General features: G+C 33.0%; 19 protein-coding genes. 13 read left to right on the top strand and 6 right to left on the bottom strand.

Annotated features, from left to right (window positions below; translation table 11 throughout):
• Window positions 1-182 precede the first annotated feature (182 nt).
• Both H6578_07275 and H6578_07270 read left to right on the top strand, forming a co-directional pair.
• On the top strand, window positions 183-695 hold the full coding sequence (locus H6578_07275; GenBank protein ID MCB9226947.1) for an ATP-binding protein: 513 nt from the start codon (window positions 183-185) through the stop codon (window positions 693-695).
• A gap of 34 nt (window positions 696-729) precedes the next feature.
• Complete coding sequence (locus tag H6578_07270) at window positions 730-1,224, top strand: DinB family protein (protein ID MCB9226946.1); 495 nt, start codon at window positions 730-732, stop codon at window positions 1,222-1,224.
• A gap of 2 nt (window positions 1,225-1,226) precedes the next feature.
• Here the strand turns inward: H6578_07270 and H6578_07265 are convergent, their stop codons facing one another.
• The 4 genes from H6578_07265 to H6578_07250 all read right to left on the bottom strand — a co-directional run bounded on the left by H6578_07265 (window position 1,227) and on the right by H6578_07250 (window position 3,025).
• A complete protein-coding gene (locus tag H6578_07265) occupies window positions 1,227-1,613 on the bottom strand; it encodes a hypothetical protein (protein MCB9226945.1) in 387 nt (128 codons plus the stop codon).
• A gap of 11 nt (window positions 1,614-1,624) precedes the next feature.
• A complete protein-coding gene (locus H6578_07260) occupies window positions 1,625-1,927 on the bottom strand; it encodes an antibiotic biosynthesis monooxygenase (GenBank protein ID MCB9226944.1) in 303 nt (100 codons plus the stop codon).
• 36 nt (window positions 1,928-1,963) lie between these two features.
• Window positions 1,964-2,497, bottom strand: coding sequence for a YceI family protein (locus tag H6578_07255; protein MCB9226943.1), 534 nt, complete (start codon window positions 2,495-2,497; stop codon window positions 1,964-1,966).
• A gap of 72 nt (window positions 2,498-2,569) precedes the next feature.
• Window positions 2,570-3,025: a hypothetical protein gene (locus tag H6578_07250; GenBank protein ID MCB9226942.1), complete on the bottom strand. Its 456-nt coding sequence runs from the start codon at window positions 3,023-3,025 to the stop codon at window positions 2,570-2,572.
• A gap of 274 nt (window positions 3,026-3,299) precedes the next feature.
• On the opposite strand from H6578_07250, the gene H6578_07245 reads away from it, so the two are divergent.
• The 11 genes from H6578_07245 to narI all read left to right on the top strand — a co-directional run bounded on the left by H6578_07245 (window position 3,300) and on the right by narI (window position 18,317).
• Window positions 3,300-4,850 (top strand): MFS transporter, encoded by a 1,551-nt coding sequence (locus tag H6578_07245; protein MCB9226941.1) that lies wholly within the window; start codon window positions 3,300-3,302, stop codon window positions 4,848-4,850.
• A gap of 28 nt (window positions 4,851-4,878) precedes the next feature.
• Window positions 4,879-6,486: a NarK/NasA family nitrate transporter gene (locus H6578_07240; GenBank protein ID MCB9226940.1), complete on the top strand. Its 1,608-nt coding sequence runs from the start codon at window positions 4,879-4,881 to the stop codon at window positions 6,484-6,486.
• Between the two features lie 5 nt (window positions 6,487-6,491).
• A complete protein-coding gene (locus tag H6578_07235) occupies window positions 6,492-7,844 on the top strand; it encodes an alginate export family protein (protein MCB9226939.1) in 1,353 nt (450 codons plus the stop codon).
• A gap of 54 nt (window positions 7,845-7,898) precedes the next feature.
• On the top strand, window positions 7,899-8,585 hold the full coding sequence (locus H6578_07230) for a hemerythrin domain-containing protein (GenBank protein ID MCB9226938.1): 687 nt from the start codon (window positions 7,899-7,901) through the stop codon (window positions 8,583-8,585).
• Window positions 8,586-8,631: 46 nt separating this feature from the next.
• Complete coding sequence (moaA, locus tag H6578_07225) at window positions 8,632-9,642, top strand: GTP 3',8-cyclase MoaA (protein MCB9226937.1); 1,011 nt, start codon at window positions 8,632-8,634, stop codon at window positions 9,640-9,642.
• Window positions 9,643-9,766: 124 nt separating this feature from the next.
• Window positions 9,767-10,471 carry a Crp/Fnr family transcriptional regulator gene (locus tag H6578_07220; protein MCB9226936.1) on the top strand — a complete coding sequence of 235 codons (705 nt, stop codon included), beginning with the start codon at window positions 9,767-9,769 and terminating at the stop codon, window positions 10,469-10,471.
• Window positions 10,472-10,547: 76 nt separating this feature from the next.
• Window positions 10,548-11,399, top strand: a complete 852-nt coding sequence (locus tag H6578_07215) for a c-type cytochrome (protein MCB9226935.1) — start codon at window positions 10,548-10,550, stop codon at window positions 11,397-11,399.
• A 9-nt stretch (window positions 11,400-11,408) separates the two neighbouring features.
• Window positions 11,409-15,050, top strand: coding sequence for a nitrate reductase subunit alpha (locus H6578_07210; protein ID MCB9226934.1), 3,642 nt, complete (start codon window positions 11,409-11,411; stop codon window positions 15,048-15,050).
• Window positions 15,051-15,071: 21 nt separating this feature from the next.
• Window positions 15,072-16,565, top strand: coding sequence for a nitrate reductase subunit beta (gene narH, locus H6578_07205; protein ID MCB9226933.1), 1,494 nt, complete (start codon window positions 15,072-15,074; stop codon window positions 16,563-16,565).
• Window positions 16,566-16,567: 2 nt separating this feature from the next.
• A complete protein-coding gene (locus tag H6578_07200) occupies window positions 16,568-17,269 on the top strand; it encodes a hypothetical protein (GenBank protein ID MCB9226932.1) in 702 nt (233 codons plus the stop codon).
• A gap of 28 nt (window positions 17,270-17,297) precedes the next feature.
• Window positions 17,298-18,317: a respiratory nitrate reductase subunit gamma gene (narI, locus tag H6578_07195; protein ID MCB9226931.1), complete on the top strand. Its 1,020-nt coding sequence runs from the start codon at window positions 17,298-17,300 to the stop codon at window positions 18,315-18,317.
• A gap of 41 nt (window positions 18,318-18,358) precedes the next feature.
• Here narI and H6578_07190 read toward each other — a convergent pair whose 3' ends face one another.
• Together H6578_07190 and H6578_07185 are read right to left on the bottom strand one after the other, a co-directional pair.
• Window positions 18,359-19,060 (bottom strand): Crp/Fnr family transcriptional regulator, encoded by a 702-nt coding sequence (locus H6578_07190; protein MCB9226930.1) that lies wholly within the window; start codon window positions 19,058-19,060, stop codon window positions 18,359-18,361.
• Between the two features lie 17 nt (window positions 19,061-19,077).
• A complete protein-coding gene (locus tag H6578_07185; protein MCB9226929.1) occupies window positions 19,078-19,992 on the bottom strand; it encodes a bifunctional molybdenum cofactor biosynthesis protein MoaC/MoaB in 915 nt (304 codons plus the stop codon).
• Between the last annotated feature and the right edge of the window lie 3 nt (window positions 19,993-19,995).

Below are 19,995 nucleotides of genomic sequence, written 5' to 3'. Positions count from 1 at the left end.
TATTTAACGGTAGGCTCATTTCTATTATGCTCCCAACACAATACAGTTTCTACATCTACATTCAGAATTTTAGCAACATCAGGATGGCTCAAAGACCTATCCAATCGAGTCTTACGCAAATGATCCCCCAAGGTTTTCAATTCCTTTGGATATGGTTTGTTACACGGCAATTTTGATTTAAATTGCAAAGGTATGAATATGCAACGCACCCATGCCCATGTGGCTATTATAATCATCCTGATAAAGAGTGTGTTTGCCCACCGGGTGTGGTGCAAAAGTATTTAAACAAAATAAGTGGACCTTTAATGGATAGAATTGACTTGCATGTAGAGGTAACACCTGTTCCGTTTAAAGATTTGAGCTCTGAAAATAAAGAAGAAAAAAGTGATGTGGTTCGGGAACGTGTTATAAAAGCACGAGATATACAAAGTAAGCGTTTTGAAGGGCAAGAAATATATAGTAATGCCCAAATGAGCACTAAGCAACTTAGGAAAGTATGTCAAATTTCAGATGCTTCTAAAAAACTGTTAGACAGAGCAATGGATAAATTAAATTTATCTGCCAGAGCTTATGATAGAATTTTAAAAGTGAGCCGAACTATTGCTGACTTAGATAATGAAGAAAATATACTGCCACAGCACGTAGCTGAGGCTATTCAGTATAGGAGTTTAGATAGGGAGAATTGGGGAAGCTAAAAAAAATAAGCATCTTAATTTGTAAATTTACTTTATGCAAAACAAAGAAATACAAACATTAATAGATACTGTTGAATTTTCACAGGGATTGGCTTTGTGGTACTTAAGCTTTTTAAAAGAACAGAATCCGCTTAAAGTTTTTGAAATGGAAGGTGTTAAATTGAATACTTTGCACTGGGTGGTAGGACATATAGCGTGGGCAGAGCAAGATTTAATTTTGTACGGTACTCATGGCAAAAAATCGGATATTGCATTTTTAGATGATTTTGCTATCTCAAAATCGGGAAATGAAAATACATCTATTCCTTTTTTGGACTTGATAAAAGCAATGAAAGAAGTTCATGAACTTTCTATTGAGCATTTAAAAACTTTTACCGATGCTGATTTAGAAAAAGAAAATGCTTATAAATTGAGTTTTGGAATGCCTCCTACTTATAAAACCATTATCATGCACCACATAAGGCATTTGGGAGTACACGCAGGGCATTTGGGTTGGCTGTGTAAACTGTATGGAGTTAAAACAGTATAGTTCTACTCTTTAATAAAAATGGTATCTACTTCAGTAGTGCCTTTTTTGTCCGGCAAATTAATATCTATAAAAACAACTTCTTTTCCGGAAGGGCAGTCGGCATTAATTTCTTCACATTTGGAATAAGTAAAAATGGTATAATCTCCGGGATGCAACTTATCAAAATGGTAGTAGCCATCGTAGTTCGTTAAGTCTTTATCTCCGTAGTTGCTGTTATCGCCATAAATAATATATACTTTTTTTTCAGTAGCAGGATGAATAGCGCCAAATGTTTCATTTTCTACATAAATGTAACCCGTAATATTGTTTTTACCACCAGGCCCTTCAGTTTTGCCACAAGAAAAAAGTAAGGCAAGAATGCTAATAAAAAATATAAATTTTGTTTTCATTTTGTTTAATCTTAATTTTTAATATTAAATGTATAATGTTTATTTACTGCACAAACTTTTACATCATACCACTCATAATAATGTGTTTTCCCTTTTTGTTGAGCTTCTATATGAAGTGGAATTTGTTTAAATTCTTTGGCACTTTCCATATTTTCCCAATACGAAATACTAATACCAAAACCATTTTCTTGTCTTACACTTTCTTGTTTTATAAAGCCAGACATATTATTAGCAATGGCTTCTAATTTTTCATTAAAATCGCTATAACCTTCAGTATATTTAGTTCTTTGTGATGTAAAAATTACTGCAATCATTATTTAGTTATTTTTTAGCTTCTTAATCCTCACACCTCATTCCACTACGCAAGTTATAGTAATCTTCACTTTTTTATCTACCAACATTTTGCTTTGGTCAACTCCTACATTATAATCTAATCTATCTATTTCTAAAGTACCAATTAACTGGGTTTTGCCATTTTCTTCATTAGCTACAAAGGGGATATTTACGGTTTTAGTTACATCTTTTACCGTAAGTTTTCCTGTGGCAATATATCCCTCATTATCTTTTTTTATTCCTGTTGATTTAAAAGACATATTAGGGTATTTTTCTACATCAAAGAAGTCGGCAGTTTTTAAATGTTCATCTCTTTTTTCATTGTCTGTGTTAATTCCTTTTACAGCAACATAAACATCAAAGGATGAATTACTTAAATTATTTTTGTCAAATTTAGCTTTGCCGTGTATTTCAGGTATATAGCCTTTCACTTTACTCCACAGCACACTACCTATTTTAAAATCTACTTTAGACTCTGTTTTAACTATATTTTGAGAAAACACAGATACACTTAGTAAAGACAAGAAAGTTACAATAAGAATATTTTTCATGAGAATACTAATATTTTCCCACTAAGTTAACTTAATAAATTGAATTAGCTCAATTTTAACTTTGTTTAAGAACTAAATAGGTAACTCTATTTTGGTTTCCCAAGTTTGCTTTGTTTCAATTTCTTTAGCTCTTATTAATAAGTGCTTATTGTCTTTTTCTGTTAGCACTTTTCTGAAAATTACTTCACTATTGTTGTGTTCTATACTTTTATTAATTGGATCGCCAATTCTGGGCAGAAAAGGGTATTTTAAAGTAATTTTTTCATCTTCTGTTTTAACAAAATGACTTCCTAATTCAAATAAAATTTCTTCAAATTTTTCACAAACAACAGTATCGTCTATTTCTTTTTCAGCTTTTTTCGGAAGCTTATTAATCCATTCTTGAAATTGCAGAATAGCCGATTCTTTAACCATCGGAATTACGTATGAGGGGAAAGGAGAGCGGATATGACCATTAGTTTCAAACCAAAACTCAAAAGTTTTTTTAATAAACTCACTATTTTCTATTTCTTCAAGGCTATAATTCATATTAAAAACATCTATTTTCTATATTTCAGTAAAATGATATAAATCAAATATGACAAAATGGGGTTTTTAGGGTTGAGTCAATTTGATTTATACCATTGTTACTATAAAAGTTTGTTTTTAGGGTGTTTTTTATGTCTAATTGTTTTTGCAATGGCACAAAATTATTAAACATTTTTGCACAATAATATGATATAAAACATATAGTGAGCTATTCGGTATCATAATTCACGGTTTTTTCGGTCGCTAATTTTGTAGTGTAAATAATTATAAAGTTATGGCTGAACCGGGTTTATTTGATTTTTCCAGTAAAAGGATTAAAACCTTGCATTACACATGGATTGCTTTTTTTCTAACATTTTATGTTTGGTTTAATATGGCTCCTGTGGCTACTACTATGTTGCATAGTATAGATTGGCTTACCGCAGAACATGTTAAAATATTGGCTATATGTAACGTAGCATTGACTATTCCTGCACGGATTATAGTAGGTTCTTTAATAGATAAGTATGGACCCAGAATAGTTTTTTCAGGATTGATGATTTTATGTGCTATTCCCGTTTTCTTTTTTGCTTTTGGAAATTCTTTTATTCAATTAGTAATAAGCAGATTGCTTTTAGGAACCATAGGTGCGGGCTTTGTAGTAGGTATAAAAATGGTTGCCAATTGGTTTCCACATAGTATGGTAGGTAGAGCAGAAGGGCTTTATGCCGGTTGGGGAAATTTCGGTTCTGCTTTTGCGTCTATTACTTTGCCTTGGTTGGCTGTACATTTTTTTGGCGATATGCTGGGTTTAGGAGATAATGCTTGGAGATGGGCATTAGCATTTAATGGTGCAGTTTGTATGATATATGGAGTAATGTATTACTTTTTAGTAGAAGACCACCCTGCCGATAAACCGGTAGCAAAAAGTAGTAAAACTGAACCTATGATGGTAACATCATACATGGATTTAGTTCAGTATGTAATTTGGTCTATTCCTTTAGTTGGTGCAATGGCAATACTTACTTGGCGTATAGGAAATATAAAGATAGATGGACATCCTTTATTGTCTTTGAGTACAAGTTATATAATTTATGGAGTTTTATTAGTTATATTAATAGTACACATAGCTAAAACCTTGCAGGTAAATCTACCAAAACTTAAAGCAGGGATTCCTGATAATGAAAAATATCCATGGAGTAGCGTAGCGGCATTAAACTCTACATACTTTGCCAATTTCGGAGCCGAGTTGGCGGTAGTATCCATGTTGCCAATGTTTTTTGAAATGACATTTAAAGATCTTACAAATGGCGAAGGTGTGCATATAATGACCGCATCATTAGCAGGTTTAGTGGCAGCTTCTTTTGCTTTTGTAAATCTATTTGCTCGTCCCTTAGGTGGATTAATTTCTGATAAAATGAGTAATAGAAAACGCACCATGCTAATCTATATGTTTGGTATAACAATAGGATTTTTATTAATGGCTTTAATTGGTAAATACGGGCCACTTGATGCCGAAGGTGCTGTAACAATTATTCCCGCTTTTGATGGTATGTGGTGGCTAATAGTAGCTATAATTATTACTGTATTCTGTTCAATTTTTGTGCAAGGAGCAGAGGGAGCCACATTTGCTATCATTCCTATGATTAATAAAAAAATGACAGGTCAAATTGCCGGTATGGCAGGAGCTTATGGCAATGTGGGAGCTGTGGTGTATTTAGTTATTTATTCATTAGTTGATTCCAAAACATTCTTTTTCATAATAGCTGGCGGAGCTGCTGTAAGCTTTTTATTCTGTTTGTTCATGCTAAAGAATCCTGAGGCATCTAAAAGCGAAGAAAATTAAACAACCTTTTATAAAAAAAATAAAACCTATGAAAACAAATATAGAAACATGGAATGTAGAAGATAGTAGCTTTTGGGAAGCTACGGGAAAAAAGATTGCTAACCGAAATCTGTGGCTATCCATTCCCGCTCTTTTATTGTCATTTTCGGTGTGGATGATGTGGGGCGTAATTATTAATTATATGAGAAACTTTGGTTTTTCGTTTGGTATGACTCAAGGATTAGAATTAGGCACACCGGAATATTTAGAAAAACTTAAAGAGGTAAATAATCTTTATTATACATTGCCGGCTATAGCGGGTCTTGCCGGAGCAACATTGCGTTTGCCCAATTCTTTTTTAATTTCTTTAGGAGGTGGTAGAAATGTAATTTTTATAACCACTTTATTATTGGTTTTTCCAGCCATTGGCACAGGAATAGCATTAAGCGATATTAATTCTTCTTATCTTTTATTTGCTTCTATGGCATTATTGTCAGGTTTTGGAGGAGGAAATTTTGCATCGTCTATGAGTAATATTAGTTTTTTCTTTCCAAAGAAAAATCAAGGTTATGCTTTGGGTATGAATGCGGGAATTGGAAATTTAGGCGTTGCCGTTATGCAAAAATTAATTCCTATTGTAGTCGGTATTTCCTTATTTGGAGCAGTAGGGACTGCCGTTGTAAATGCCAACGCTACAACACCTTTAAATGGCGTTCAAAATGCCGGTTGGGTATGGGTGCCTCTTGTTCTTTTATCTTCTGTTGCTGCTTTTTTTGGAATGAATAATGTGATTACGGGAACACCAAACTTGCCATCTACAGTAAAAGGTGTAAGCAAAACGCTTTTTATGGTTTTTTTAGGTTTGATTTCGGCAGCGGTGGGAGCTATTCTTTTGGTAAAATTTAAACTTAATATGTGGATAGTACTGCCCATTGTTATTATTCTTACTGTTTTATTAATGAAATATGCTACACCAAGTGAAATAAAGTCAAACTTGAATAAGCAATTTGCCATACTGAAAAGTAAACACAATTGGATTATGACCATTATTTATACTATGACATTTGGTTCTTTTATTGGTTATTCCGCTGCATTTCCAAAGTTGTGTCAAGATATTTTTGTTTATTCAAATCCTGCCGACCCTTCTTTTATAAATCCTAATGCTCCCAACTTTATGTTGTGGGTGTTTATAGGCCCTGCCATAGGAGCTTTGGTTAGACCTTTAGGTGGAGTGATTTCTGATAAAATTAATAGTGGTGCAAAAATTACAGCAATAAGTACCGTACTTCAAATAATAGGAGCAATTGCCGTAGCATTTTTTGTTATAAAAGCAAGAGAAGCATCATCGCCAGAAGTTTATTGGTGGCCGTTTTTTGCATGTTTTATGTTGCTGTTTTTAGCTACCGGTATTGGGAATGGTTCTTCATTTAGAAGCATACCTTATATTTTTAACAAAGAGCAAGCAGGCCCTGTTTTGGGATGGACATCGGCAATAGCAGCTTATGGTTCATTTATTATTCCTATTGTTTTTGGTGCTCAAATTAAAAATGGAACTCCGGAGTATGCTTTATATGGTTTTGCTATTTACTATGTGTTTTGTTTAGTGCTTAATTGGTGGTACTATCAAGGGCCTAAAAGAGAATTTGATAATCCTTAATTATTATGAAAAATAAAATAAAATATTTGTTACTATTGGCATTTATTGCCACTTCAAGCGGTGCTTTTTCGCAAGTTTTTACAGTTTCGGGCGAATTAAGACCACGAGCCGAATACTATCACGGGTATAAAACATTGGCAAGTAAAGGACAGAAATCGGCATTTTCTATTTCGCAGAGGACAAGATTAAACTTAGCCTTTGAAATGGATAAGTGGTTTTCTACTTATATTTCTCTTCAAGATGTGAGAACGTGGGGAAGTCAATCTCAGTTGGTAGCTAATGAAGCTAACGGTGTTTCTCTTCATGAAGCTTGGGGCGAAATATATATGGGAAAGAAAAAGATGGGAGCTGTAAAATTTGGGCGTCAAGAAATTATATATGACGACCATAGAATTTTTGGAAACGTAGGTTGGGTGCAGCAAGCACGAAGCCACGATGCGGTTATTTTTAAATATAGAGATAAGTCTAAAGCAGAAATTCAACTTGGTTTTGCCTATAATCAAGATTCTCAAAAATTTATTGGTACAGTTTATACTGTGGGTAATAGCTATAAAACATTTCAATCGCTATGGATTCATAAAGATTTTGAAAAGAAAAATTTAGAAGTTAGTTTATTAGCATTAAATGTAGGCGTGCAAGCAAGTGATACAAATTTGGTAGGGCAGGATATACATAAAGTGCGATTTACACAAATATTCGGAACACATATTTCTTATAATAAGTCAAAGTTTGGACTGGTACTTAACGCTTATGCCCAAACGGGAAGAACAGCCGTAGTTAAAAAACCATTAAAAATGTTTGGTTATTTAGCCAGTGCAGATTTTTCTTACAAGTTTATAAAAAACGGAAGTGTACATTTAGTTTATGAATATATTTCAGGAACAAGTCAAACTAAAACAGATCCATCTTATTATAGAACCAACCACTCATTTAATCCTATGTTTGGTACTAACCATGCTTTTAATGGTTTCATGGATTATTTTTACGTAGGAAACCACATAAGCAATGTAGGACTTCAAGATTTATGCTTGAAAATAAAATACAATCCCAATAAATTTAGTGTTGGAGGAGATTTCCATTTCTTTTTTACAGGAAATAAAATGCAAGACCCAAGCAGTTTTGCGGGTACTGCCGCTAAGCCATACTTAGGAACTGAAATAGATTTATACGGTGGATATAATATTACTAAATGGGCGGCACTAAAATTAGGTTATTCTCAATTAATAGCTTCTCAAAGTATGGAATACTTAAAAGGTGGAGATAAAAATGCTGTTAATAACTGGGGATATGTGTCTTTAATTGTTAATCCCACATTTTTTAAACATAAATTTAAAAAAGATACAGAAGAAAATGAGTAACTTTGAAAATGTGATATAAATCATAAAAAATAATTCTTTACAAATAACTTTAGCATGAAAATAATAGATAGAAATACAGGAAAAAGATTAGTAGAGCCTTTAAAAGGTAGCAAAGAGAAAATAACTAAAAAAGTTGAGAAAGTATTAGATAAAGAAGAGTATTCTCCAATGGATCCTCCTGATGCTTATGACTTAAATTACACCTTAAATGATGTGAAAGTAAGTGATATGAATCCACTATTACAAACTTACATTAAAGAACATGATAAAACCTTAAAAGAATTAGAGTTATTTGAGCAGGTAATGATAGAGTTTAAAAATAGTAATTATAATTTAACCCAGCATATAAGTGATGTGGCAGGTGGTTTTTTTACTTTTTTTGACGATAAAATAATTGATCAGAATAGGAGAGAAGAACAAACTATTTTTCCAATATTGAAAGAGAAATTATTAGCATCTGGCGAGCATAATACAGATGAAGATAATCCACATACAGCCGTTGACCTTATGGAAGATGAGCATGTTTCTTTTATTCAGTCAGCCAGTTTAATATTTAATATGTTAGGGCTTGCCGCCAGAATACCGGACCCAGCTTCAAGAGCTGTTATTTGCGATTTAGCATACCATACAGCGGTAGAATTTATAGAGCAACTAAAGCTTCATATTTTTAAAGAAGACCACACATTATTTCCTTTGGCACACAAGTTAATTTCAAAAAATGAATTTAAAAAATTAGCATAAAGTATTGTTTTATTTACAATTTCTCTTATTAAATAAGAATTAATAAATGCACACAAATATGCATAACGAATTGACAGACGGATTTGGCAGAAAACATGATTATCTGCGAATATCATTGACAGATAGATGTAATTTGCGTTGCTTTTATTGTATGCCCGAAGAAGGAATTGAAATATGCAATAAATCTGAAATAATGACCTTTGAAGAGATTATTGGTATTTCTAAAATATTTGTGAGCAAAGGAGTTAACAAGATAAGGCTAACAGGTGGCGAACCTTTTTATAGAAGAGATGTTGATTTGATTTTAGAAGAATTAGCAAAATTGCCGGTAGATTTAAGAATAACTACCAATGGCGTTAATTTGCATAAACACATTGCTGTTCTTAAAGAAAATAATATTAAAAAAATCAACGTCAGTTTAGATTCGCTAAATCCCGATAAATTTAAAACCATAACGCGTTTTTCTGTATTTGACAAAGTTGTGGATAATATCAATTTGTTATTAAAAGAAGGCTTTGAAGTAAAGGTAAATACGGTGGTAATGAACGGGATTAATGATGATGAAATAATTGATTTTATAGCATGGACGCAACATAAACCTTTGCATGTGCGGTTTATTGAGTTTATGCCATTTAACGGCAATAAATGGGAGTGGAAAAAAATTGTTCCATATAAAAAATTGATGGAAGCGGTTGAAAATAAATTTTCTTTAGAGCACATTGTGCGAATAAATGATAGACCAAACGATACCTCGGTAAATTATAAAATAAAAAATTTTGAAGGCACTTTTGCCTTTATAAATTCGGTAACCCAGCCATTTTGCGGTACATGCAATAGAATTAGATTAACGGCAGATGGTAAATTAAAAAATTGTCTTTTCTCTTCTACTGAGTCAGATTTGCTTATCGCTTATAGAAATGGTGAAGATATATTGCCTTTAATAGAAAGAAGCATAGGTGCTAAAAAAGAAATACGTGCGGGTATGGCTACTACAGCAGAGTTAAAAAATACCAAGAGAAACCAAAAAAATAGAAGTATGGTTTCTATAGGAGGATAGTGTAAAACCTCAACCATTAAAATTATTACAAAACCCAAATCAATTCATTTTCATTGAAAAACTTTATTTTTGTAAACGATTTATACCTAATTAGAGCTATCAATTTTTTCAAAATAAATAGAGAATGAATATTAAGAATTGGTTTATTACCCACGAATCTAAAAATCATTTTAATAGATTAGTAGAAGAATATTGTACTGAAGAATGGAAATCTTTAATTAAGCATTATCAAACAACAAAGCTGTATAAGAAGGGCGAATACATTATTAAAGAAGCTGATTTAGTAGAAAATATTGGTATAATAAGTACAGGAAAAATTAAAGTTTTTAATACTCATTCAGATAAGATAGAAAGAATAATAAGATTTGCTACAGACGGGCAAATAGTAGGGCACAGAGGTTTAGGCGTAGAAATGACTTATTCTATTTCTGCAATGGCATTAATAGATACAGAGGTAAAACAAATTCCCATAGAAATATTTAAAAACGTACTTAAAGCCAATAATGAGTTTTGCTATCAAGTATTGCTGTTTTTTGCTGATGAATTAAAACGGTCAGAAAATCAAATTAAATATTTTACTTCATTAAAAGTAAATCAGCAAGTAGCATTAGCCTTAATAATGAATTATGACGCCTTTGGTTTTGATGAAGAAATTGAAAACAAATTAAGTTTTACCATTTCAAGAAAAGATATTTCTAATTTAACAGGGTGTACTTATGAAAGTGTGGTTAGAGTACTAAGTACTTTTAATAAAAACGGCATAATTGAAATTGACAATAAAGATATTTTCATATTAGATATGAAGAAACTTCACAAATTATTAGAATAATGTCATAAATATGATATAAATCATAAATTACCCGTTTTAGAAGTCGTTACTTTGATGCTGAAATTAGGCATTGAAAATGAAAGACTACAAATTATCCTTAACAATTTTATTTTTATTATTTATCAGTACGGCATTAATTGCTCAAGACGGAGAGCAGTTATATAAGCAGCATTGTACAGCTTGTCATCAAGTATCTGATGTTAAAACTGTAGGTCCCGGCTTATTAAATATAGGCGATAAAAGGGACAAAGAATGGCTAAAAGAATGGATTAAAGATTCGCAAGCTTTTATTAATAGTGGAAATGCTGATGCTGTACAAATATTTAAAGAGTTTAATGAAATGGTTATGCCACCTTTCACGCAGTTATCCGATGCAGATATAGATGCTATTTTAGTTTATCTTGGAGTAGGTGCTAAGGGCGGAGAAGCCGTAGCGGAAACTCCGGTAGTTGAGGAAGTAGCACCTGTAAATTTCACAAAAGAAGATGAAAAACAAGGCGAGTTATTATTTTTAGGAAAACAAAAATTTGTAAACGGGGGAGCTTCTTGTATTTCTTGCCATACTGTTGATTATGACAATATATATGGCGGAAATTTAGCCAAAAACCTAACAGATGCCCATGAAAGATTAAGTACGGCAGGAGTAACAGGGATAGTTTCAAATCCTCCTTTTCCTGCAATGAAAGAAACCTATAACGATAATAAACTAACGGACGAAGAAGTTCATCAACTTACAGCCTTTTTAAAACTTGTTTCTGCTGAAAATGCCGGAAAAGCAGAGGAAGCAAAAGTTGCAAGCACTTTTTATTTGCTTCCATTAGGACTTGTAGGGGCTATATTATTAGTAGTATTAGTATATGTTATATGGAGTAAACGCAAAGTAGAATGTGTTAAAGAAGGTATTTATAGAAGACAAATTATCAATTAAAATAAAATTATGAGCTGGATAGAAGATATTATCTCCCCAAAAGAAAGAAAATGGGAAGAATTTTATAGAAACCGTTGGCAATACGACAAAGTGGTACGTAGTACCCATGGCGTAAACTGTACAGGTGGATGCTCTTGGGGCATTCATGTTAAAGATGGTATTGTTGTGTGGGAATTACAGCAGTTAGACTACCCACAGTTTAATAAAGAAGTGCCACCATACGAACCAAGAGGATGCCAAAGGGGTATTTCATATTCATGGTATTTATATAGCCCTATTAGGGTAAAATATCCTATTGTAAGAGGTGCATTAATAGATTTGTACCGACAAGCTAAAAGAGATAATAACGGAGATGCGGTAAAAGCGTGGGAAAGCATTCAGTTAGATAGTGAAAAAAGAAAAAGATACCAAAGAGCCAGAGGTAAAGGCGGTTTTAGAAGAGTAAAGTGGGACGAGCTATTAGAGTTGATAGCCGCGTCTAATATTTACACCATTAAAAAATATGGAAGTGATAGAATTATAGGATTTTCTCCTATTCCGGCTATGAGTATGCTAAGTTATGCATCTGGGGCAAGGTATCTTCAATTAATAGGCGGTGTAAATTTAAGTTTTTACGATTGGTATTGCGATTTACCTAATGCTTACCCGGAAATATGGGGCGAACAAACAGATGTTTGCGAAAGTGCTGACTGGTACAAATCAAAATATATTGTAAACATGGGAGCAAATTTGGGAATGACCAGAACTCCCGATATTCACTTCTTTTCAGAAGCCAGACATAATGGAACAAAAACGGTGGTTTTATCTCCCGATTTTAGTATGGTATGTAAGCACGCAGACCAATGGGTGCCACTGCACGCAGGGTCTGACGGAGCATTTTGGATGGCAGTTACCCACGTTATTTTACAAGAGTATCATGTACTAAAACAAACACCTTATTTTATAGACTATGTAAAACGCTTTACAGATTGTCCATTTCTTATAAAATTAGAAGAAAAAAATGGAGTTTATCATCCGGGAAAAATGATAAGAGCCAATGAAGTTAAGAAATATGAAAAAGTAGAAAATGGCGATTGGAAGTTTTTAAATTTTGATACAAAAACAGGCGATTTAGTTTCTCCTATGGGAACTTCGGGGTATCGTTGGCAAGAAGAAAAAGGAAAGTGGAACTTAAATTATTTTGATGGAGAAACAGCAAAAGAATTTGATCCTGAACTTACTTTTATTAATAAACATGATGATGTTTTACAAGTAGAATTTGTAGAATATGGCTTGAAAAAAACAGCTAATAGAGGTGTTCCGGTTCGTTATGTTAAAGGAGCTAATGGAAAGAAAATTCCTGTAGCTACTATTTATGATGTAACCATGTCGCAATACGGAGTGGGCAGAGGTTTAGAGGGTGAATACCCAACTTCTTACGATGATAAAAATGCAGCTTATACACCGGCATGGCAAGAAATTTTTACAGGAGTTAGTAAAGAAACCATTATACAAATAGCCAGAGAATGGGCAAGCACGGCAGAAGCTACAGAAGGTGCATGCATGGTAATAGTTGGTGCGGGAATAAACCACTGGTTCCACGAAAATTTAATGTATCGGTCATCTATAATGGCTCAAATGCTTACGGGTTGCAACGGGAAAAATGGAGGAGGAATGAACCACTACGTAGGACAGGAAAAATTAGCTCCAATGGATTCGTGGTCAACTATAATGAGTGGAAAAGATTGGCAAAGTGCTACACGTTTGCAACAAACTCCTATTTGGCATTATATAAATACTTGCCAATGGAGATATGACGGCAATCAAAAAACCTATAATTCATCTCCGGACAATCCTTTGGCAAATATGCATACAGCCGATTGGGTAGTAAAATCTGTTAGAAATGGATGGATGCCATTTTATCCTCAGTATAACAAAAGTAATTTTGATATAGTAAAAGATGCACAAAAAAATGGTGCAAATACAGATGATGAAATAAGAAATTATATAGTTTCTGAATTAAAAACAGGAAATTTAAAACACTCGGTAGTTCAGCCGGATGAAGAAATTAATTTCCCAAGGGTTTGGTTTATTTGGAGAGGAAATGCAATAGGTACTTCTGCAAAAGGACACGAATATTTCTTAGACCATTATTTAGGAACACATACTAATAAAATAGCCGATGAAGTAGCTGAAGATTTGGTACATGATATTGAGTTTAAAAAGCAAGCTCCTAAAGGCAAAATGGATTTGATAATAGATATTAATTTTAGAATGGATACCTCTGCATTGTATTCCGATATAGTACTTCCAACAGCATCGTGGTACGAGAAAGCAGATATTAACTCTACAGATATGCATTCGTTTATACATCCACTTTCTCCGGCAATACCTCCGGTTTGGGAATCAAAAACAGATTGGCAAATTTTTCAGGCTGTAGCTAAAAAGTTTACTGAAATGGCTAAAGTTCATTTGCCTGAAAAAATGAAAGATGTAGTAAACTTACCTTTATCTCACGATTCAAAAGATGAAATTAGTCAGGTAAAATTGCAAGATTGGAGTAAAGGAGAGTGTGATTTGATACCGGGAAAAACAATGCATAAAATTGTTTTTGAAGAAAGAGATTACACTAAAATTTACGATAAATATATTGCATTAGGAAAAGGTATTCCTAAAAAAGGATTAGGAGCTCATGGCAATCATTATATGTGCGAAGATGTTTATGATGAAATGTTAGACCATCGCCAGCATATACAAAAATGGGATGATGGAACGGAGTATCCATCTATAAAAGAAGATGTAGAAGCTATAAATGCTATTTTAAAATTATCGTCATTAACAAATGGAAAATTAGCAAAACGTGCTTATGAAAATGCAGCTGAAAAAATAGGTGTTAAAGAAATAGCCGAATTAGGAAAACCTTATGAAAGTGTAAGTATAGAATTTTTAGACCTACAAGCACAACCAAAGAGATATAATTCATCTCCGCTATGGTCTGGCTTAATGCACGAAGGTAGAACTTACTGTGCTTATACCTACAATATTGATATGTTTGTACCGTGGAGAACACTTACAGGACGTCAACATTTTTATTTAGACCACGATGCATATATTGCTTTAGGCGAACATTTAGCAACATATAAACCTTCGCCAACTCCGGATGTTTATGGAGATATAAGAAAAACCGTTAATGATGGAAAAGCAAAAGTATTAAACTGTTTAACTCCTCATGGTAAATGGCATATACACTCAACTTATGGCGATACATTAAGAATGTTGACACTTTCAAGAGGAGGAGAGCCATGCTGGTTAAATGAAGAAGATGCTGAAGAATTAGGAATTAAAGATAATGACTATGTAGAAGTGTATAATGACCACGGTACTTATGTTACAAGGGCTTGTGTAAGTGCCAGAATACCAAGAGGTGTTTGTATAGTTTACCATGCGGTAGAGCGTACTTACAATATACCAAAATCTCAAGAGAGAAGAGGGGCAAAAGGCGAACCAAGACGTGGCGGAATGAACAATTCATTTACCAGAGTACACTTAAAACCAAACTTACTGTGTGGCGGTTATGGACAGTTTACCTACCATTTCAACTATTGGGGACCGGTAGGGGTAAATAGAGATACACATGTATTGGTAAGAAAAATGGAAAAAGTAGAATATTAATAAACAGCATAACGTAATACAATGGATATAAGATCTCAAATAGCAATGGTTTTTCATCTTGATAAATGTATCGGGTGTCATACTTGTTCTGTAGCTTGTAAAAATATATGGACAGACCGTAAAGGAGCTGAATATATGTGGTGGAATAATGTGGAAACAAAACCGGGCACAGGCTATCCTACAAAATGGGAAAATCAAGAAATATACAAAGGAGGCTGGGAGCTTAAAGCAGGTAAAATAAAATTGAAAGGAGCAGGAAAATTAAAAGGTTTAAAAAATATTTTTCACAATCCTAATATGCCTGTTTTAGAAGATTATTATCATCCTTGGGCATATAAATATCAAGATTTATTTACCGCAGAAGAAGGCGATGACCAACCTACAGCAAGAGCCGTTTCTTTAATAACAGGAGAACCTTTAGAAATTCAATCAGGACCAAACTGGGACGATGATTTAGGTGGCTCTAAAGATTATGCTCGCCAAGATGTAAATTTTAGCAGTTTAACAGAAGCAGAACAAGAGAGTTTGTTTCAATTAGAAAGACTTACCTTTCACTATCTACCAAGAATATGCAACCACTGTTTAAATCCTGCGTGTGTGGCTTCATGCCCATCGGGTGCATTATATAAAAGAGGAGAAGATGGCGTAGTATTAATAAATCAAGAAAGATGTCGTGCATGGAGAATGTGTGTAACGGCATGCCCATATAAAAAGTCTTACTACAACTGGAATACCGGTAAGTCAGAAAAATGTATTTTGTGCTATCCAAGGTTGGAGTCCGGACAAGCTCCAGCCTGTATGCACTCATGTGTAGGAAGAATAAGATACTTAGGTGTATTACTTTACGATGCCGATAAAATTCATGAAATTGCATCATGCGATGAAAGTGAGTTGGTAGAAAAACAATTAAGTATATACTTAAATCCGTTTGATGAAAAAGTTATTGCGGAAGCAAGAAAAAACGGTATAGCAGATTCTACAATAACAGCAGCACAAAACTCGCCAACGTATAAATTTTTAAAAGAGTGGAAAGTAGCTTTGCCTTTGCACCCTGAATTTAGAACATTGCCTAACTTATTTTATGTTCCGCCTATGTTGCCAGCCATGGCTCAAGTAGGAGATGATGGCATTTATGAAACCACAAGTTCATCTTTATTTGCCGGTATAGATAAATCAAGATTGCCAATGAAATATTTAGCATCTATGTTTTCTGCTGGAGATGTAGAAACGGTACAAAAAGTATTAGAAAAATTATTGGCAGTAAAAATACACAGAAGAAGAGCAACAGTAGGAGATATATCAGAAAAGTATGTTAATGAAGTTCTTTCAAAAGTGGGAATGACAGAGCATGAAGCAAATGCTATTTTCAGATTAACATCATTAGCTACTTTTGATGAGCGATTTGTAATTCCTCCAAGCCATAGAGAAGAGTCAATAGAAATGTTAGAAGCTACAGCAGACGTAAAAGGAGAAACAGGCTTTGGGTTTAAAGAACGTCCGGCAAGAGGATTATAAAAATGAACAAAGAACTATACATATCATTAGCAAATGTGTTTCAATATCCTACAGGAGATGAATATATAGAAAATTTGGAGGCATGCTATCAATTGCTGAAAAAACACTCAAAAGAGGCAGCAGAAACCTTTAAGCCTTTATTAGATTATGCTAATACGCATACTTTGCATGATATAGAGGAAGTATTTGCTAAAACTTTTCATATTCAGGCACTTTGCTATTTAGATTTAGGATATGTTCTATTTGGCGAAGATTATAAACGTGGAGAGTTTTTAGTGCAAATGCAGCGAGAGATGAAAGAGCACAATATAGATACAGGCTGTGAATTGTCAGATAATCTTCCATTTATACTTCTTTTGTTAACTAAAAAGGATGAGGAATTTGTTGAAGAATTTGTAGCTAACGTATTGCAACCTTGTATGAAAATGATGTTGGTTGAGTTTAGTCAATCAAGAATTGATTTTAGAAACAGGGTTATGAAAAGAAAGTATAAAATAGTAATTCAACAGGAGCTGACAAAACAAGAAATTAATCTTTACGAACATGCTTTGCGTGCCTTAGAAATGCTTATAAATAAAGATTATAAGAATGTTAAACCTTTTGAAAAGAAAACAGAGCTACCTACGCTTCAAAATAATTTAGATTCATTTATGAATCAAAATAATGTGAAGACAGGATGCCAAGTATATAATAATATTAAATAAAAAAACAGTAAAGCATAAATAAATAGATATGAAAAATTTATTAGAAAAAATAACAAAAACAAAATGGATAAACATAGCCTTGTTTTTAATGCTAATACCATTTTCAGGTTTAAAAGCTCAAAATAATATTTTACAATCTGATTATTTTTTAACGATAGCCGGAATGATATTGGCTTTTTTGGCATTTTTTATTTTAATAATTGTAGTACTTAAAAAAGACAACATAGTTAACTCCATAAATCTCAATGTAAAGCTTTTATTGTATGCAGGTTTGTTTATTTTGGCATTATGTGTTTTGTATAATCTATTTACATCGGGCAGTGCCGTTATTAATAATTTAATATTTACAGGATTGCCGTATGCGGCTATAGCTGTTTTTTTAATAGGAAGTATAGTTCGTTATCGTACTACAGAGTTTAAAGTTTCGTCTTTATCAACACAGTTTTTAGAGGGTAAAAAATTATTTTTGGGTAGCCAATTATTTCACTGGAGTATAATATTTTTATTTTTTGGTCATTTAACGGCTTTTTTATTCCCAAAAACTGTTTTGCTGTGGAATAGAATGCCTGTTCGTTTATTAATTTTAGAGGTTACGGCTTTTGCTTTTGGTTTAAGTTTATTGTTGGGTATTTGTTTACTTATTCATAGAAGATTGACTCAAAAAAGATTGATGGAAGTAAGCAATAGTATGGATATGATTGTGTATTTAATACTTTTAGTTCAAATCGTTTCGGGGTTATTGGTGGCTTATTCTCACAGATGGGGTTCATCTTGGTTTGCCAGTAGTTTAAGTCCTTATTTAAAATCGGTGTTTTTATTTAATCCCGATGCTTCAGTAGTGGTAAGTTTACCTTGGATAATTAGATTGCATATATTTTCGGCATTTTTTATTATAGCCATAATACCATTTACTCGGTTTATGCACTTTTTAGTAGCTCCTATAGATTATTTATGGAGAAGCTATCAGCAGGTTTATTGGAATTGGGATAGAAAAGAAATACGTACTTCCACTAAGCACAATAATGGAAAACCTTATCAAAACCATTAAGGAATTTATACCAAAAATAGATTAAACCATTTTATATTTTACTATATAAATTCGCTTATCTCTTTTAGTTTATCTATTTTTTTAAGAATAAGTTCTTTACCTTTTATATTGATAATTCCTTCTTTTTTAAGTTTTGAAATTTCTCTTATGGCTGTTTCGGTAGTAGCATTTGCCAGTTCTCCTATTTCTTTTCTAGTAAGGTGTACATTCAATTCACCTTTGTTATTTACACCAAATTTGTTATAAAGTAATAAAATGGCACTGGCAACTCTTGCACCCGCTTGCATGCTAGATATATTAATTAACCGCCTTTCTGCATCTCTTAAATTTTCTGCTAAGTTTTTAATTAATTGAACCGCAAATTTTGGATTTTGTTCAATAAACTCAAATAAGCTTTTAGAGGGAATATGGCATAAGTAAGTATCGGATATAGCAACAGCAGAAGCTCTGTAAGGTTCTTGACTTAATACCGATCGGTAGCCTATAAAATCTCCATCTCCTGCAAATCTCACTATTTGTTCTTTGCCGTCTAATCTTAATTTATATATTTTAACCATGCCTCTTTGAATGCAATACAACCCCGAAGGATGATTTGATTCATTGAAAATAACTTGTCCTTTTTTATATACGTTCCTGGTTTTTGCTAAACTAAGCAGCCTACATTCGTCATAAGTGAGTGAGCGTATATTTTTGTTTATAGATATACACTGTGTGCATGCTAATAATTTTTCCGAATCTTCCATAGGTGTAATTTTTATTTTTATTGATGTTGTTTTCCTTTTAAAATATTGAAAATATGGAGTAGCTGAGGAAACAACGCATCCATAGATTCTTGAGCTCCTTTTGTAGAACCCGGTAGTGAAAGTATTAATGTTTCGCCTTTTACTCCGGCCAAACTTCTCGATAGCATAGAATAAGGTGTTCTTTCTTGTCCATAATTTCTTGCAGCTTCGGCTATGCCGGGTATTTCTCTATCTAAAAGCGGGCTTATAGATTCTGGCGTAACATCTCTTGGCGATAATCCTGTGCCTCCTGTAAATATGAGTAAGTCAGCTTTTGCTTCGCTGTATGTTTCAACTTTTGATTGAATAATCTCTTTTTCATCAGGGATAATTTCGTATTTTAAAATTTCAATTTCACTTTCTTTAAGCTTATTTATAATGGCTTTGCCTGCTCTATCTTCTTTTTTGCCGGCAGAAATGGTATCTGAACATACTATTACAACAGCTTTTAATGCCTTTTTATTAATTTGATATTTATAATCAGATTTTCCACCTTTCTTTTCTAATAATTTAATATTTTGTATTTCAATACCTTTATCTATAGGTTTTAGCATATCGTACATGGTTAGTGCTACTATAGATACACCGTGCATAGCTTCCACTTCAACTCCGGTTTTATATATGGTTTTTACCTCCATAGTTATAGTTATTTCTAAACCTTTTATTTCGTAGCTTATATGAGTATATTCTATAGGCAAAGGATGACAATCCGGAATTAAATTAGCCGTTTGTTTTACCCCTAAAAGACCTGCCGCTTTTGAAATTTCAAGTACATTTCCTTTAGGAACGGTGTTGTTTTTTATAGCTTCAATAGTTTCTTTTTTGCTTACTTTAACTATTGCTGTAGCTATGGCTTGTCTTAGTGTGTTTGATTTTGCTGTTATATCTACCATTTA

Source organism: Chitinophagales bacterium, assembly GCA_020635995.1.
GTDB lineage: Bacteria > Bacteroidota > Bacteroidia > Chitinophagales > UBA8649 > JAFMKE01.
Note: the sequence above shows the minus strand (reverse complement) of the source record. Positions and strands in the feature narration are given on the sequence as shown.

Bases quoted from the DNA above. Each gene is read 5' to 3' on its own strand.
- H6578_07230 (MCB9226938.1), top strand. From the start codon at position 7,899: ATGAAAATAATAGATAGAAATACAGGAAAAAGATTAGTAGAGCCTTTA.
- narI (MCB9226931.1), top strand. From the start codon at position 17,298: ATGAAAAATTTATTAGAAAAAATAACAAAAACAAAATGGATAAACATA.
- H6578_07190 (MCB9226930.1), bottom strand. From the start codon at position 19,060: ATGGAAGATTCGGAAAAATTATTAGCATGCACACAGTGTATATCTATA.
- H6578_07215 (MCB9226935.1), top strand. From the start codon at position 10,548: ATGAAAGACTACAAATTATCCTTAACAATTTTATTTTTATTATTTATC.
- H6578_07260 (MCB9226944.1), bottom strand. From the start codon at position 1,927: ATGATTGCAGTAATTTTTACATCACAAAGAACTAAATATACTGAAGGT.
- H6578_07210 (MCB9226934.1), top strand. From the start codon at position 11,409: ATGAGCTGGATAGAAGATATTATCTCCCCAAAAGAAAGAAAATGGGAA.
- H6578_07270 (MCB9226946.1), top strand. From the start codon at position 730: ATGCAAAACAAAGAAATACAAACATTAATAGATACTGTTGAATTTTCA.
- H6578_07185 (MCB9226929.1), bottom strand. From the start codon at position 19,992: ATGGTAGATATAACAGCAAAATCAAACACACTAAGACAAGCCATAGCT.
- H6578_07235 (MCB9226939.1), top strand. From the start codon at position 6,492: ATGAAAAATAAAATAAAATATTTGTTACTATTGGCATTTATTGCCACT.
- H6578_07265 (MCB9226945.1), bottom strand. From the start codon at position 1,613: ATGAAAACAAAATTTATATTTTTTATTAGCATTCTTGCCTTACTTTTT.
- narH (MCB9226933.1), top strand. From the start codon at position 15,072: ATGGATATAAGATCTCAAATAGCAATGGTTTTTCATCTTGATAAATGT.
- H6578_07255 (MCB9226943.1), bottom strand. From the start codon at position 2,497: ATGAAAAATATTCTTATTGTAACTTTCTTGTCTTTACTAAGTGTATCT.
- H6578_07240 (MCB9226940.1), top strand. From the start codon at position 4,879: ATGAAAACAAATATAGAAACATGGAATGTAGAAGATAGTAGCTTTTGG.
- H6578_07250 (MCB9226942.1), bottom strand. From the start codon at position 3,025: ATGAATTATAGCCTTGAAGAAATAGAAAATAGTGAGTTTATTAAAAAA.
- H6578_07200 (MCB9226932.1), top strand. From the start codon at position 16,568: ATGAACAAAGAACTATACATATCATTAGCAAATGTGTTTCAATATCCT.
- H6578_07220 (MCB9226936.1), top strand. From the start codon at position 9,767: ATGAATATTAAGAATTGGTTTATTACCCACGAATCTAAAAATCATTTT.
- H6578_07245 (MCB9226941.1), top strand. From the start codon at position 3,300: ATGGCTGAACCGGGTTTATTTGATTTTTCCAGTAAAAGGATTAAAACC.
- moaA (MCB9226937.1), top strand. From the start codon at position 8,632: ATGCACACAAATATGCATAACGAATTGACAGACGGATTTGGCAGAAAA.